10 protein-coding genes, 2 tRNA genes and 2 rRNA genes (1 of these 14 running past the window's edge) are annotated in these 14855 nt (G+C 57.0%); 10 read left to right on the top strand and 4 right to left on the bottom strand.

What is annotated here, in order from left to right; translation table 11 throughout:
* From BLL42_RS18145 to BLL42_RS18175, 7 genes are all read left to right on the top strand, one after another.
* Positions 1-68: transfer RNA gene (locus BLL42_RS18145), tRNA-Ile, on the top strand (it extends 9 nt beyond the left edge of the window).
* A gap of 5 nt (positions 69-73) precedes the next feature.
* Positions 74-149 (top strand) — tRNA-Ala (locus BLL42_RS18150).
* A 230-nt stretch (positions 150-379) separates the two neighbouring features.
* Positions 380-3270, top strand: a 23S ribosomal RNA gene (locus BLL42_RS18155).
* Positions 3271-3422: 152 nt separating this feature from the next.
* Positions 3423-3538: ribosomal RNA gene (rrf, locus tag BLL42_RS18160) — 5S ribosomal RNA — on the top strand.
* Positions 3539-3688: 150 nt separating this feature from the next.
* Positions 3689-4348, top strand: a complete 660-nt coding sequence (locus tag BLL42_RS18165; protein WP_071553309.1) for a paraquat-inducible protein A — start codon at positions 3689-3691, stop codon at positions 4346-4348.
* Entirely contained in the window at positions 4335-4958 is a 624-nt protein-coding gene (locus BLL42_RS18170) for a paraquat-inducible protein A (protein WP_071553310.1), read from the top strand. Before BLL42_RS18165 ends, BLL42_RS18170 begins: the two co-directional genes overlap by 14 nt.
* Positions 4951-7254, top strand: coding sequence for a PqiB family protein (locus BLL42_RS18175; protein ID WP_071553311.1), 2304 nt, complete (start codon positions 4951-4953; stop codon positions 7252-7254). Before BLL42_RS18170 ends, BLL42_RS18175 begins: the two co-directional genes overlap by 8 nt.
* 75 nt (positions 7255-7329) lie before the next feature.
* On the opposite strand, the gene mksF is transcribed toward BLL42_RS18175, so the two are convergent.
* The 3 genes from mksF to mksB are packed head-to-tail and all read right to left on the bottom strand — an operon-like array spanning position 7330 to position 12147.
* On the bottom strand, positions 7330-10170 hold the full coding sequence (gene mksF, locus BLL42_RS18180) for an Mks condensin complex protein MksF (protein ID WP_071553312.1): 2841 nt from the start codon (positions 10168-10170) through the stop codon (positions 7330-7332).
* Entirely contained in the window at positions 10167-10880 is a 714-nt protein-coding gene (mksE, locus tag BLL42_RS18185) for an Mks condensin complex protein MksE (RefSeq protein WP_071553313.1), read from the bottom strand. The genes mksF and mksE overlap by 4 nt, the downstream gene beginning before the upstream one ends.
* Positions 10870-12147 carry an Mks condensin complex protein MksB gene (mksB, locus tag BLL42_RS18190; protein WP_071555789.1) on the bottom strand — a complete coding sequence of 426 codons (1278 nt, stop codon included), beginning with the start codon at positions 12145-12147 and terminating at the stop codon, positions 10870-10872. The genes mksE and mksB overlap by 11 nt, the downstream gene beginning before the upstream one ends.
* Positions 12148-12325: 178 nt before the next feature.
* Between mksB and BLL42_RS18195 the strand changes: the two genes are divergently transcribed.
* Together BLL42_RS18195 and rimI are read left to right on the top strand one after the other, a co-directional pair.
* Positions 12326-13111 (top strand): energy transducer TonB, encoded by a 786-nt coding sequence (locus BLL42_RS18195; protein ID WP_071553314.1) that lies wholly within the window; start codon positions 12326-12328, stop codon positions 13109-13111.
* Positions 13104-13556, top strand: coding sequence for a ribosomal protein S18-alanine N-acetyltransferase (gene rimI / locus BLL42_RS18200; RefSeq protein ID WP_071553315.1), 453 nt, complete (start codon positions 13104-13106; stop codon positions 13554-13556). The genes BLL42_RS18195 and rimI overlap by 8 nt, the downstream gene beginning before the upstream one ends.
* Before the next feature lie 89 nt (positions 13557-13645).
* On the opposite strand, the gene BLL42_RS18205 is transcribed toward rimI, so the two are convergent.
* Positions 13646-14047 (bottom strand): serine kinase/phosphatase, encoded by a 402-nt coding sequence (locus tag BLL42_RS18205; RefSeq protein ID WP_071553316.1) that lies wholly within the window; start codon positions 14045-14047, stop codon positions 13646-13648.
* Positions 14048-14198: 151 nt separating this feature from the next.
* On the opposite strand from BLL42_RS18205, the gene can reads away from it, so the two are divergent.
* Positions 14199-14843 (top strand): carbonate dehydratase, encoded by a 645-nt coding sequence (gene can / locus BLL42_RS18210; RefSeq protein WP_071553317.1) that lies wholly within the window; start codon positions 14199-14201, stop codon positions 14841-14843.
* The last annotated feature ends 12 nt before the right edge of the window (positions 14844-14855 follow it).

Consider the following 14855-nt stretch of genomic DNA (forward strand, 5'->3'; position numbering starts at 1 on the left):
GCTCAGTTGGTTAGAGCGCACCCCTGATAAGGGTGAGGTCGGCAGTTCGAATCTGCCCAGACCCACCAATTACGGGGCCATAGCTCAGCTGGGAGAGCGCCTGCCTTGCACGCAGGAGGTCAACGGTTCGATCCCGTTTGGCTCCACCATTTACTGTTTGTAGCTGGCTTATTGTAGAGTACAGAAATGAATATTCGAATGAATATTGATTTCTGATCTTTATCAGAATCGTTCTTTAAAAATTTGGGTATGTGATAGAAAGATAGACTGAACGTTACTTTCACTGGTAACGGATCAGGCTAAGGTAAAATTTGTGAGTAATTGCGAATTTTCGGCGAATGTCGTCTTCACAGTATAACCAGATTGCTTGGGGTTATATGGTCAAGTGAAGAAGCGCATACGGTGGATGCCTTGGCAGTCAGAGGCGATGAAAGACGTGGTAGCCTGCGAAAAGCTTCGGGGAGTCGGCAAACAGACTGTGATCCGGAGATGTCTGAATGGGGGAACCCACCTAACATAAGTTAGGTATCTTAAGCTGAATACATAGGCTTAAGAAGCGAACCAGGGGAACTGAAACATCTAAGTACCCTGAGGAAAAGAAATCAACCGAGATTCCCTTAGTAGTGGCGAGCGAACGGGGACTAGCCCTTAAGTGGCTTTGAGATTAGCGGAACGCTCTGGAAAGTGCGGCCATAGTGGGTGATAGCCCTGTACGCGAAAATCTCTTGGTCATGAAATCGAGTAGGACGGAGCACGAGAAACTTTGTCTGAATATGGGGGGACCATCCTCCAAGGCTAAATACTACTGACTGACCGATAGTGAACTAGTACCGTGAGGGAAAGGCGAAAAGAACCCCGGAGAGGGGAGTGAAATAGATCCTGAAACCGTATGCGTACAAGCAGTGGGAGCCCACGTTGTTGGGTGACTGCGTACCTTTTGTATAATGGGTCAGCGACTTATTTTCAGTGGCGAGCTTAACCGAATAGGGGAGGCGTAGCGAAAGCGAGTCTTAATAGGGCGTCTAGTCGCTGGGAATAGACCCGAAACCGGGCGATCTATCCATGGGCAGGTTGAAGGTTGGGTAACACTAACTGGAGGACCGAACCGACTACCGTTGAAAAGTTAGCGGATGACCTGTGGATCGGAGTGAAAGGCTAATCAAGCTCGGAGATAGCTGGTTCTCCTCGAAAGCTATTTAGGTAGCGCCTCATGTATCACTGTAGGGGTAGAGCACTGTTTCGGCTAGGGGGTCATCCCGACTTACCAAACCGATGCAAACTCCGAATACCTACAAGTGCCGAGCATGGGAGACACACGGCGGGTGCTAACGTCCGTCGTGAAAAGGGAAACAACCCAGACCGTCAGCTAAGGTCCCAAAGTTATGGTTAAGTGGGAAACGATGTGGGAAGGCTTAGACAGCTAGGAGGTTGGCTTAGAAGCAGCCACCCTTTAAAGAAAGCGTAATAGCTCACTAGTCGAGTCGGCCTGCGCGGAAGATGTAACGGGGCTCAAACCATACACCGAAGCTACGGGTATCACTTAGGTGATGCGGTAGAGGAGCGTTCTGTAAGCCTGTGAAGGTGAGTTGAGAAGCTTGCTGGAGGTATCAGAAGTGCGAATGCTGACATGAGTAACGACAATGGGTGTGAAAAACACCCACGCCGAAAGACCAAGGTTTCCTGCGCAACGTTAATCGACGCAGGGTTAGTCGGTCCCTAAGGCGAGGCTGAAAAGCGTAGTCGATGGAAAACAGGTTAATATTCCTGTACTTCTGGTTATTGCGATGGAGGGACGGAGAAGGCTAGGCCAGCTTGGCGTTGGTTGTCCAAGTTTAAGGTGGTAGGCTGGACTCTTAGGTAAATCCGGGGGTCTAAGGCCGAGAGCTGATGACGAGTGTTCTTTTAGAACACGAAGTGGTTGATGCCATGCTTCCAAGAAAAGCTTCTAAGCTTCAGGTAACCAGGAACCGTACCCCAAACCGACACAGGTGGTTGGGTAGAGAATACCAAGGCGCTTGAGAGAACTCGGGTGAAGGAACTAGGCAAAATGGCACCGTAACTTCGGGAGAAGGTGCGCCGGTGAGGGTGAAGGACTTGCTCCGTAAGCCCATGCCGGTCGAAGATACCAGGCCGCTGCGACTGTTTATTAAAAACACAGCACTCTGCAAACACGAAAGTGGACGTATAGGGTGTGACGCCTGCCCGGTGCCGGAAGGTTAATTGATGGGGTTAGCTAACGCGAAGCTCTTGATCGAAGCCCCGGTAAACGGCGGCCGTAACTATAACGGTCCTAAGGTAGCGAAATTCCTTGTCGGGTAAGTTCCGACCTGCACGAATGGCGTAACGATGGCGGCGCTGTCTCCACCCGAGACTCAGTGAAATTGAAATCGCTGTGAAGATGCAGTGTATCCGCGGCTAGACGGAAAGACCCCGTGAACCTTTACTATAGCTTTGCACTGGACTTTGAATTTGCTTGTGTAGGATAGGTGGGAGGCTTTGAAGCGTGGACGCCAGTTCGCGTGGAGCCAACCTTGAAATACCACCCTGGCAACTTTGAGGTTCTAACTCAGGTCCGTTATCCGGATCGAGGACAGTGTATGGTGGGTAGTTTGACTGGGGCGGTCTCCTCCTAAAGAGTAACGGAGGAGTACGAAGGTGCGCTCAGACCGGTCGGAAATCGGTCGTAGAGTATAAAGGCAAAAGCGCGCTTGACTGCGAGACAGACACGTCGAGCAGGTACGAAAGTAGGTCTTAGTGATCCGGTGGTTCTGTATGGAAGGGCCATCGCTCAACGGATAAAAGGTACTCCGGGGATAACAGGCTGATACCGCCCAAGAGTTCATATCGACGGCGGTGTTTGGCACCTCGATGTCGGCTCATCACATCCTGGGGCTGAAGCCGGTCCCAAGGGTATGGCTGTTCGCCATTTAAAGTGGTACGCGAGCTGGGTTTAGAACGTCGTGAGACAGTTCGGTCCCTATCTGCCGTGGACGTTTGAGATTTGAGAGGGGCTGCTCCTAGTACGAGAGGACCGGAGTGGACGAACCTCTGGTGTTCCGGTTGTCACGCCAGTGGCATTGCCGGGTAGCTATGTTCGGAATAGATAACCGCTGAAAGCATCTAAGCGGGAAACTAGCCTCAAGATGAGATCTCACTGGAACCTTGAGTTCCCTGAAGGGCCGTCGAAGACTACGACGTTGATAGGTTGGGTGTGTAAGCGCTGTGAGGCGTTGAGCTAACCAATACTAATTGCCCGTGAGGCTTGACCATATAACACCCAAGCAATTTAGTGACTCGAAAGGGCGCCAGATTGCGGTGTGTGAAGACGAAGTAAACCGAAAGTTTGCGATTCACAAAGCACCGAGCTATCACATACCCATTTGCTGGAGCGTTGCGCGAGTGACGACCTGGCTACCGAATTTCTTGACGACCATAGAGCATTGGAACCACCTGATCCCATCCCGAACTCAGCAGTGAAACGATGCATCGCCGATGGTAGTGTGGGGTTTCCCCATGTGAGAGTAGGTCATCGTCAAGATTAAATTCCGAAACCCCTATCTGCGTATGCAGGTAGGGGTTTTGTTTTGCCTGCGAGAAAGTTTCATTTCAGGATTGAAACAAAATTGCACAGTTATTTTTCGGTCAGAACACTAAAATAGAGCCCTTATTTTCAGAACCTGAGCCTTTTATGCCAGATCCGGTTGACGCCCCAGGGCTGTCAGATTTACCGCTGGACGACTTGGTGGCGTGTCATGAATGCGACTTGCTGATGCGCAAGCCGCAACTCGCCCATGGCGAGAAAGCCCTATGTCCGCGCTGTGGTTATGAGCTCTACGCCCACCGGCACAATGTCGTGGAGCGTAGCCTTGCATTAGTGATCGCCGCGCTGCTGTTGTACGTTCCTGCAAACTTTTTACCCATCATGCAGCTCCATCTACTCGGACAGTCGTCGCACGACACTGTCTGGAGTGGCGTCGTTGGCCTGTTCGATACCGGGATGCAAGGCGTGGCAGTGGTGGTGTTTCTGTGCAGCATGGGAATACCGCTGCTCAAGTTGCTCTGTCAGTTGTTGGTATTGCTGAGCGTTCGTTTTGATGTCGGACGCAGCTATGGCTTGCTGCTCTATCGCATTTATCACCATCTACGCGACTGGGGAATGCTCGAGGTCTATTTGATGGGCGTGCTGGTGGCCATCGTCAAACTGGCTGACCTCGCGTCGATAACGGTTGGCTTGGGCCTGGTGTGTTTTATCAGTTTGCTGTTGGTGCAGGTCTGGCTTGAGGTAGTGATGTCGCCTCATCAGATCTGGCAGGCGTTGTCAGGAGAGGATGCTCATGCGGGCGATTGATGCGGGCATTCTGATTTGTATCGAATGCCATGAGCTTAACAAGCAGGAACCGGACACCGACGAGCAGACATGCACCCGCTGTGGCGCACTGGTTCATGCGCGTCGCCCCAATAGCTTGATGCGCACCTGGGCGTTGCTGATTACCGCGGCGATTCTCTATATACCCGCCAATGTGTTGCCGATTATGACCGTCAGCACGTTAGGGCAGGGTGAAGGCGATACCATCATGTCCGGCGTGATCACCCTGGTGCAGCACGGGATGTTTCCGATTGCTGCCGTGGTATTTGTCGCCAGTATTCTGGTACCGACCTTCAAGTTGGTGGGCATCGCATTGCTGCTGTTTTCGGTGCAGCGCCGTCAGCCTCTATCCGCACGGCAACGCATCGTGATGTATCGGTTTATCGAGTTCATTGGCCGATGGTCAATGCTGGATATTTTCGTGATCGCCATTCTGGTGGCGGTGGTGAGCTTCGGTCGACTTGCCAGTATCGAGGCGAATCTTGGCGCGGTGGCCTTCGCCAGCGTGGTGATTCTGACAATGCTTGCTGCAGTAACTTTCGATCCCCGACTGATTTGGGATAACACGGAGTCGGACGACGACCATGACTGATTTGCCTAAAGCGAAAACTCGACCGGCTTCGAACTGGTCGGCTATTTGGGTTCTGCCCTTGATCGCCTTGATGATTGGCGGATGGCTGGGCTGGCGTGCTTACAATGAGACCGGTATTGAAGTTCAGGTTCGCTTTGAAAGCGGCGAAGGTATTCAGGCTAACAAGACCGAAGTTGTCTACAAAGGTATGCCGGTCGGCAAGGTTAAAAACCTGACGCTGGATGACGAGGGAAAAACTCGCGGGGTTATCGCCACCATCGAAATGAACAAGGACGTTGAACAATACCTGAGGACCAGTACGCGTTTCTGGCTGGTTAAACCGAGTGTCACTCTGGCCGGGATTACTGGCCTGGAAACGCTGGTTTCGGGTAACTACGTGGCGATCAACCCAGGTGAAGGTGAGCCAAGTCGCAAGTTTACGGCCTTGGCCAAAGAGCCACCGCTGTCTGACTCCAAGCCAGGCTTGCACTTGACCATCAAGGCTGATCGTCTGGGCTCCCTGAACCGTGGCAGTCCGGTGTTTTATAAGCAGATTCAGGTCGGTCAGGTGAAAAGTTACTTGCTGTCCGAAGACCAGAGCACCGTCGAAATCAAAGTCTTTATCGAACCCACCTACGCTAACCTGGTGCGCAAACATACGCGTTTCTGGAATGCCAGCGGGATCAGCATCGATGCCAACCTGTCCGGCGTGAAAGTGCGCAGTGAGTCGCTGGCCAGTATTGTTGCGGGCGGTATCGCCTTCGCCACACCGGACAACCGCAAAGACAGCCCGCCCACCGATCCAAGCCTGCCGTTTCGTCTCTATGAAGACTTCGACGCTGCTCAGGCCGGTATTCGTGTCAAAGTGAAACTCAGCGACTTCGAAGGCCTGCAGGCCGGCCGTACACCCGTGATGTACAAAGGCATTCAGGTCGGTAACCTGAAAGCGCTCAAAGTCGATCCGGACTTGTCCAGCGCGACGGCCGAGCTGACTCTGGACCCGCTGGCCGAGGATTACCTGGTGACCGGGACCCAGTTCTGGGTGGTCAAACCGTCAATCTCGCTGGCGGGGATTACCGGGTTGGAGGCCTTGGTAAAAGGTAACTACATTGCCGTGCGCCCAGGCGACAAGGGCAGCGCACCGCAACGCGAATTCGAGGCACGGCCGAAGCCGCCGCCTCTGGATCTGCGTTCTCCAGGTTTGCATTTGGTGCTGTTCACTGAAAACCTCGGTTCGCTGGAAGTCGGTAGCCCGATTCTCTACAAGCAGGTCAAAGTCGGTTCGGTACAGAGCTATCAGTTCTCGCGCACCAAAAAGCAGTTGGTGATCGGTGTCCACATCGAGAAAGAGTACGAAGGACTGGTCAACGCCTCGACTCGATTCTGGAATGCCAGCGGCATCACCCTGACCGGTGGACTCACCGGCGGGATTCAGGTCAAAAGCGAATCCCTGCAAAGCCTGATGGCCGGCGGTATTGCGTTCGAAACACCGCAAGCCACGGCGCCGTTACAGAAGCGGATTCCACGTTTCCGGCTGTTCGCCAACCATGACGAGGCGAGTCAGAAGGGCGCTGTGGTCACGATCAAGGTCGATCGTGCCGACGGTTTGCGCAGCGGTACGCCAATTCGCTTCAAAGGGCTCGACGTCGGTAAGGTAGAAGGCGTCGACCTCAGTGATGATCTGCAATCGGTTTTACTCACCGCACGCATCACCGAAGTGCCGGAGCGCATTGCTCGAGTCGGCAGCCAGTTCTGGGTGGTCAAGCCGGAGCTGGGCTTGATCAAAACATCCAACCTGGAAACGCTAGTCACCGGGCAATACATCGAGGTTCAGCCCGCCGCGAAAAACCTCGGGTCGCAGAAGAGTTTTGTCGCATTGTCGCAGCCCCCTGAAGCGACGACTCAAGAGGCCGGTCTGAGTCTGGTGTTGAGTGCCGCTCGCCGCGGTTCCTTGAAGACCGGGGTGCCGGTAACTTACCGCGAGATCACGGTGGGCAAGGTGACTGGCTATGAGTTGGGCCAGACGGCGGACCGGGTGCTGATTCATATCCTGATTGAACCGAAATATGCGCCGTTGGTGCGCAGCGGCACTCGCTTCTGGAACAGCAGCGGTTTTGGTGCAGACTTTGGTCTGTTCAAGGGCGTGACTATGCGCACTGAATCACTGGAAACCCTGATTCAAGGCGGCATTGCGTTCGCTACACCGGATGGTGATCGTATGGGCAGCCCCGCACGACCCGAGCAGACGTTCCCGTTGTTCGACAAGTTCGAGGATGAGTGGCTGGTCTGGGCGCCGAAGATTTCCCTCGGTAAATAACCCGCAACAGCAATCATAAAAAGGCCGCGATCCATCAGGATCGCGGCCTTTTTTGTTACGACACCCGTGAGAGGTTTAAACCGCGTCCAGTTCCGGTTCAGTCGACTCAACGTTGACCGTAGCCTTCACCTCGTCATGCCGACGAATGTACTTCCAGTCCGCCTCGTCAATGTAGATACCCTGCGGCCCGCTGCCACCTTCCAGGTCGATGGCGACACTGGCGCAAACCTGCGGCTTCACACTGGCGAGGATCGGCACGAAGCCCAGCTGCAAGCTGGTTTCCAGCAGGGCGGCCTGGTTCTTCTCGTCGATGTCCGCCGCCTCGTCGAGGTAGTACGGCAAGCGCACACGCCCGGCCTGGTCGCGATCCATCAAGTGCAGCAACAAGTACATGTTGGTCAGCGCCTTGATGGTCATAGTGGTGCCGTTGGACGCCGCGCCATCGATGTCGGTGTGAATCACCGGCTGTCCGTTGACCTTGGTGATTTCGAACGCCAGCTCGAACAGGTCCTTCAGGCCCAGCTGGTTGTGGTTCGCTGCCACCAACCGCGCCAGGTATTCCTTGGCTTCTTCGTTCTTGTTGTCCTGATCAGCGCTTTGGCTCAGGTCGAACACCGACAGGGTCTCGCCTTCTTCATACTGACCTGCGCTATGGATGATCTGGTCGATATGTTTGAGGGCTTCCTTGTTCGGCGCCAGCACGATGCGGAAACTCTGCAGGTTGGAGACCTGACGCTTGTTGATCTCGCGGTTGAACAGCGCCAGTTGATGTTCAAGGCTGTCGTAGTCACTGCGAATATTGCGCAGGGTCCGGGCGATGTCGGTGACCGCCGCACGGCGGGCCTTGCCGAGGGTCAGGGCTTCGTCGGTGCGGTGCGCGTAAGCGTTGATCAGCAATTGCAGGCGACGCTCGACATCGTCTTCGCTGTCGAACTTGGCCACGCCCTTGAGGCGAACCTGGGCGTAAAGCGCTTCGATCTGCCCGTCGACACGCAGCAGGCCTTGCCAGCTGTCCTGATAGTCATTGAGCAGCGGCAGCAGGTTGTCCATGGAATCGTCGATCGGGTCCATGAACGGCGTGCCGAACGGCAAGTCTGCCGGCAACAGCTGGCGGCGGCGCAGGGCGTCGTCTAGGGTGCGTTGCTTGGCTTCCATGTCGCCGATCTGCCGGCCGACCAGTTGCAGCTTGGCCGACAGTTGCTGGACGCGTTCGGTGAAGGCATCGCTGGAACGCTTCAACTCGTCTTGCGCCGCCTCCAATTGTCCAAGCTGTTCCAGCTTGTCGCCTTCCTCGGCGCTCAGGGTTTGCGAGCGGCGGAAGTCTTCCAGGGCTTTTTGCGCATCCAGCACTTGCTGGTACAGCGCTTCGGTCTGGGTTTTGCTGGCCGCGCGATCTGCCGCGACGGCCGCTTGGGTTTTCAGTTGCTTGAGTTCTTTGTCCAGACGCTCTTTCTGATCGCGTAAGGCTGCGCGGTCAGCCAAGGCTTGCAGGGCCGGTGGCTCGATGTGCGACAGGTCGATGGACAGGCCCGGCACTTCGAAGCGCTCGCCTTTGAAGCCATCGAGGATCAGCTCCATGGATTTGACCCACTGGCCGTCTTCGTCCAGGGCAATGCCATGTTCACCCAGCGGCAAGCTGAACAGCGCACTGTTGAACAGACGCATCAGGCGTTCGACGTCCTGTTGCGAGAACTCTTCGCGCAAACGGGCGTAGCTGTTGTTGTCGGCGTGATCGAGTTGCTGCTTGACCGACTTCAGGCGTTTTTCCAGATCCCGCAGACGCTCTTCGAGGTCTTCGGCACTGAATTGACGGGACTGTGCCAGCGCACCGGCCAGTTCATCGTGCGCGTCCTTGGCGGCGAGCAGTTGCTGCTCAAGCACCTTGACGTCATCGACCAGGGCGAAGCGATGCTTGAGCACCGACAGCTCGCCGAGCCAGCGCTGAATGCCGGTGATTTCGCGTTCCAGGCGCATCAATTCCTGAGTACCACCGCGCTGGTCGTTTTGCAGCGCGTCCTGCTCGTTACGGTAGTGTTCGGCCTGAATCGTCAGTTCTTCCTTGCGCGCACTGGCGTAGTCCGACCAAGTGCCAAGCAACGAGTCGAGCAACGGCGAGATGCGGTGCAATTTGCCGCGCAGGATGTTGCGCTGTGTAACCCCGGCGGACAGTGCTTCGACCAACGGACCGGCGGTGACCAGCGAGTTGTAGTCCTGCTCCATGCGGCGCACGTCGCGGAAAGCTTCTTCGCACGCGGCGATGTAATCGACGCTGCCGGAACGCAGGCTATGTTCGAAAGCGTCGAGGAACAGTTGCTTGAGCTTGGCCGCGGTGATTTCGCGCATGTGCAGCAGGTTGATGAACAACGCGCGGAAGGTCTTCAGGCTCTGCTCGCTGGTGGAGCGCAGCGGGATCAGTGTCAGGTCCAACGGCACCGATGTGTGGCCACCCACCAGCAACCGACGCAGCTCGTCCGGCTTGAGTTCGTAGGCTTTAAGACCTTCGCGCTCCAGGTTGGTGAACAGCTCCTTCTGGCGCAGGCAGGTATCGTTTTTCTGGTAATGGGCGAGGTCCAGTTTGCCGGCGTAGGCGAAGAACTGGTGACCAAAACCACCGCCCGGGCCACGTCCGACCACGCCAATCACGTGGGGGCCGTGGGGCAGGGCGACTTCGACGAGGATGTAGCTAGTGTCGGAGGCGAAATAGAAACGCCGCGACTGTTCAAGGCTGTACTTGCCGAAACTCATGTCCGACATGCGCGCCAGAATCGGGAACTGCAAGGCGTTGATCGAGGCGGATTTACCGAGGTTGTTCGCGCCGTAGACCGACAGCGGCTCTTCCAGCGGGAACAGCCCGAGGCTGTAACCGGCGGTGTTCAAAAGGGCAAAGCGGCGAATGCCGTAACGTTCCTTGCTCATGCGTCGAGCTCCTGTTCTTCGGCAATGGCACGGGCCAACGCGAATTCTTCGCTGTCTTCCGCGCTCTCCACCTTGAATGCGCTAAGGTCGAGCGGATCATCGGTTTGCAGCAGTTTTTCGTCAGTGTCGTCATCGATCAGCACCGGCGCCGGCAATGGCAGTACGCTGTGCAGACTGGCGGCCAGGTCACGGTCTTGCTGCACCGACAGGCAAACGTCGAGGAAGCGGTGCATCGGCGGCAGGAAGCGGTAGATGCCGTTCTCTTCGCCAGCGAAACCGAGTTGAGTCATGCGGCGCATGATTTTTTCTTCCAGCTCTTCCTGGGTTTGTACTTCGGCCTGAATGAACAGGTCGCGGTATTTCTCCAGCAACGACGGCAGTTCATCGCGACCGAGGCTGCCGCCATCAAGCACGGCAATCGGATCGCGGCCCTGGTCAGCCAGGTGCTCGACGAGGATAAAGGTGAACAACGCCAGACGCTGGGCAGTCTTGTTCACTGCTGCTGCGGCGAGGTCCGGGACAAAGTAGTAGAAGCCCCGTGTGTCGCAGACCAGCTCAAACCCCAGGGCCTTGAACAGCGTGCGGTATTGGTCCTGAAAGTTCGACAGCTGCGCGTACAGTTCAGGATCGCGACGGCTGACGTGGTAGCCCTTGAACAGCTCGCGAAAGATCGGCGCCAGCTGAGAAAGTTCGGATAGATCAAGATGCATGAGGTGTGCTCGCAGAATGCTCGGGCGCGTCATCGCGGGCCGAGAGCAGGGCGAAGGAGCGCAGGCTGACCTGGTGCTCGTGAGTGTGGTAGTCGCGGCGTTCCAGGCGCTCGCGTTTGAAGCGTTTTTCCCGTGACAGGCGGGAGAACCAGTACAGCAACTCGTCGGTTGCGCCGTCCGGTTCCTGCTCCAGCAGCCAGGTCATCAAGTCCGGCATCGGCAGTGCGTCTTCGCAGCGTTCGAGCATTTCCCGAACGGTGCGCGGTGCCCGTGGGGCTTCGCCTTTTTGCGTTTTGTGGGCCTTGGGGAAACGCGCTGGTTTTGGCTCGAAACGCGCCAGTGCATAAACGTAGGCTTCGACCTGACTGGCGCTGCCGAGGAAGGTGCTTTGCGGTCGGGTGAACATCGGCATGGCCGCTTGTGGCACCGCGTCGATGCCCTTGCGGCGGATCATCGACAGCGCAAGCGCCGCGCCACGGGTCACGGCGTTGTGCCGGCGGGCTTCTTCACGCAGCGGCAGCAACAGCTCGCGGGCGTGACGCAAGGTCAACTGGGCGCTGGTCTGCATTTCGAGGATGCGCGCGTGGGTGCGTAGCAGCATGTCGTCGTCGACCAGATGGCCGAGGCGCTGTTGTTCGCTGAGCATGCGCAACAGCACGTTTTCCACCTTGCGCACGCCTTGCTCGAAGGCGCCGTCGGCGTTGACCAACTGAATCATCGGCTCGACGTATTCATCCCACGTTGCCAACACTTCGGCATAACGTTGACGCAACGGAATCTGTCGGTCGCTGGTCTTGGCCCGTTCGGCGACGGCCACCAAGGCCTGTTCGTCGTTGGCGAGTTTCTTCAGGACATCGCGTACGCGCATGTCGAGCAACCGCAGTTGGCGCGCCAGATCATTGCCATCACGGATGTCGAAGGCGTCCTGAATGTAACCGGCCAGCCGCTCCAGATGGCGTAGGTAGGCTTCGATTTCCAGGCACAGGCCCAAGCGGTGCTCACGGCGCAGATAGGCGAGGAAGTCGTGAATCTGCGCGTTCAGTTCAAAACGGTTCGGGCTTTTGGCCACGGGAACCAGAATGTCGAGGCGGATCCACACGTCCAGCAGGCTGGTGATGTCCTGTGGCGTGCTGTCCAGTTGCTGGGCGGCCAGCTGTGAGCGCAGTTCGTTGAGGCTCAGGGTGCCTTGGTCGAAGTGCTCGCACAAAGGCTCCAGAAGTGCCCAGTGTTCGGCGAGGGCGCGCAAGACGCGCTTGGGTTCGATCATTGGAATGGCCGGCTGGTTGGCGATTAAAAGCAGCGATTGTACTGCATCACGCGCGATGGGAATCATCCTCGGGGGATCGGCGGGACGGACAGTCGCTTTTCTCTCGATCAACAGCGGGCGATCTTGAGCGAAGGGCGGTAGAATCCCTGCACTTCAGTTATCCACAAGTGGCCGACCTTTGCTTATCGAGTCCCGTCGCCGCGCCTATTTGACCGCCATGCAGGTGGTCAACTGGCTGCCGCGCACCGAATTGCCCTTTGCCGCACCGTCGCGGCCCGAGCTGCTGGAAGCGCCAGAGCCGTTGATCGAGACGCCGATTGCGTCGGCTCAGGTCGCGAAAGCGGCCGTAGAGCCCGTGGCCAGACCGGTCGAGCGGGTCAAGGTCGAAGTGCCGCGGCCAACGCCTTCGGTTGCGCGCCCGGCGAGCAAACCGGTCGAGGACGCCGAAGACGCACCGGTCGCGGCCAAGGCACCGCCAGTGCCACCGCCGCGTTTTGCCCTGCAATTGCTGCGGGCCGGCCGTTGCCTGCTGCTGGTGGAGTTACCCACGGGTGGTGCGTTCCAGGCTCGCGATCCGGGCTACTTGCTGCTCAAGGACATGCTGCGCGCTGCGGGTCTGCCGGATAGCCCGCAAATTGTCGGCGAACCGGTCCGTTGGCCACTGCTGGTGCGCGGAACCATGGATCAGGGGCCGGAAGCCGCCCGCGATTTCGTTCAAGGCTTCCTTTCTGCTCGCCTGGAAGACGCGCCTTGTGTGTGCCTGTGGTTGATCGGTTTGCCGGCGGTGCGTTTTGCCGGTGAAGCGAATGCGCAATCCTACAACCGCGAGCTTCAGGTCGAAGGCCTGGGTTCGGCCTGGGCGCTGCCTGGCCTGGAATTATTAATGGAAGAGCCACAGCGTAAGGCTGATGTCTGGCAAGCCATGCGTCGGCTGATGGCGCGCTGGAAAGAATCGAATGAGTGACGCTGTATCGTTCCGCCCGATGACCGAAGCGGATTTGGACGCTGTACTGAAAATTGAATACGCGGCGTTCAGTCATCCCTGGACCCGTGGGATTTTTCTTGATGGTCTGGGCAAATATCAGATCTGGCTGATGTTCGAAGGTCAGCAACAGGTTGGCCACGGCGTGGTGCAAATCATCCTCGATGAGGCGCATTTGCTGAACATCACGGTCAAGCCGGAAAATCAGGGGCGCGGCTTGGGTTTGACGCTGCTTGAGCACTTGATGTCGATTGCTTACAAGGCGCAGGCCCGGGAATGCTTCCTGGAAGTGCGCGACAGCAATCGTGCAGCATTTCGCTTGTACGAGCGTTATGGCTTCAACGAAATCGGTCGCCGTCGCGATTACTACCCGGCGGTGGGTGGGCGTGAAGATGCGGTGGTGATGGCCTGCACGTTGGTCGACTGATCCCGTAGGAGCTGCCGAAGGCTGCGATCTTTAACAGTCTTCGTTGCGACACAAGATCAAAATCAAAGGATCGCAGCTTGCGGCAGCGCCTACCGATTACCATCAATCGGATCGCGCTCCGCCAGTTCAGCCTCATCCAGCCCGTTGCCGCCGCCGATTTCGTCCTCATCGACAATGCTCAAATCCCAATCAGCCTGATCGCCTTCTCCGGCCTCATGGGCGTCACGGGCGCCATCTTCACGGATCAGGTTTCCCGGGCTCATGTCGTCGGGTGACTCGTCGTCATCCGTCGAGTCCTCGGGCATGCCCGCTTCACGAATGTGTTTCCTGGGCATCTGTTGCACACGTTCATGCTCGGGGATCAGGCCGCCGATGGTCTCGCCGGGTTCTTCTTCATCGAAATCCAGTTCGCGCATCGAGCCCATGCGGTCTTCGTTGTCGTCGATAGGCTCGGGTTGGACCGCGCCGTACGGACGTCGTGAATCAGTCATGGAAAAACCTCATAATGTGGGGCCCTATAGGGTGGACAGGCGTTACCCTTAAAGATTCCAAGCTATTTCTGTTCGGCTACCTGCAACACCCGCGTGACCCCGATGGGCGGTTGTCTGTCACAGTAGCGCATCATTCTTGAGGTTTCAGAGCATGAACGAATTACAAGATCTGATTGATAACAACGCGCGTTGGGCCGATGCGATCAAGCAGGAGGATCCTGACTTCTTCGCCAAACTGGCTCGCCAGCAAACCCCGGAATACCTGTGGATCGGTTGCTCCGACGCGCGTGTACCGGCCAACGAAATCGTCGGCATGTTGCCTGGCGACCTGTTTGTGCACCGTAACGTTGCCAACGTGGTGCTGCACACCGACCTCAACTGCCTGTCGGTGATTCAGTACGCGGTGGACGTGCTCAAGGTCAAACACATCCTGGTCACCGGCCACTATGGTTGCGGCGGCGTGCGCGCTTCGATGCAGGACCGTCAGTTGGGCCTGATCGACGGCTGGCTGCGCTCGATTCGCGATCTTTATTACGAGCACCGCGAAGAGCTTGGCCAATTGCCGACAGAAGAAGAGCAGGTTGACCGTCTCTGCGAGCTCAATGTGATCCAGCAAGTGGCCAACGTCGGCCATACCAGCATTGTGCAAAATGCCTGGCACCGCGGGCAGAACCTGTCGATCCACGGTTGCATCTACGGCATCAAGGACGGTCGCTGGAAAAGCCTGAATGCGACCATCAGCGGTTTCGAGCAACTGCCGCCGCAATACCGTTTGCGTCCGGTAGGTGCCTTGTAAACAGCGCAGAGC

The organism is Pseudomonas frederiksbergensis (genome assembly GCF_001874645.1).
Taxonomy (GTDB): domain Bacteria; phylum Pseudomonadota; class Gammaproteobacteria; order Pseudomonadales; family Pseudomonadaceae; genus Aquipseudomonas; species Aquipseudomonas frederiksbergensis_B.

Bases quoted from the DNA above. Each gene is read 5' to 3' on its own strand.
- BLL42_RS18165 (WP_071553309.1), top strand. From the start codon at position 3,689: ATGCCAGATCCGGTTGACGCCCCAGGGCTGTCAGATTTACCGCTGGAC.
- can (WP_071553317.1), top strand. From the start codon at position 14,199: ATGAACGAATTACAAGATCTGATTGATAACAACGCGCGTTGGGCCGAT.
- mksE (WP_071553313.1), bottom strand. From the start codon at position 10,880: ATGCATCTTGATCTATCCGAACTTTCTCAGCTGGCGCCGATCTTTCGC.
- BLL42_RS18205 (WP_071553316.1), bottom strand. From the start codon at position 14,047: ATGACTGATTCACGACGTCCGTACGGCGCGGTCCAACCCGAGCCTATC.
- BLL42_RS18175 (WP_071553311.1), top strand. From the start codon at position 4,951: ATGACTGATTTGCCTAAAGCGAAAACTCGACCGGCTTCGAACTGGTCG.
- mksB (WP_071555789.1), bottom strand. From the start codon at position 12,147: ATGATCGAACCCAAGCGCGTCTTGCGCGCCCTCGCCGAACACTGGGCA.
- rimI (WP_071553315.1), top strand. From the start codon at position 13,104: ATGAGTGACGCTGTATCGTTCCGCCCGATGACCGAAGCGGATTTGGAC.
- BLL42_RS18170 (WP_071553310.1), top strand. From the start codon at position 4,335: ATGCGGGCGATTGATGCGGGCATTCTGATTTGTATCGAATGCCATGAG.
- mksF (WP_071553312.1), bottom strand. From the start codon at position 10,170: ATGAGCAAGGAACGTTACGGCATTCGCCGCTTTGCCCTTTTGAACACC.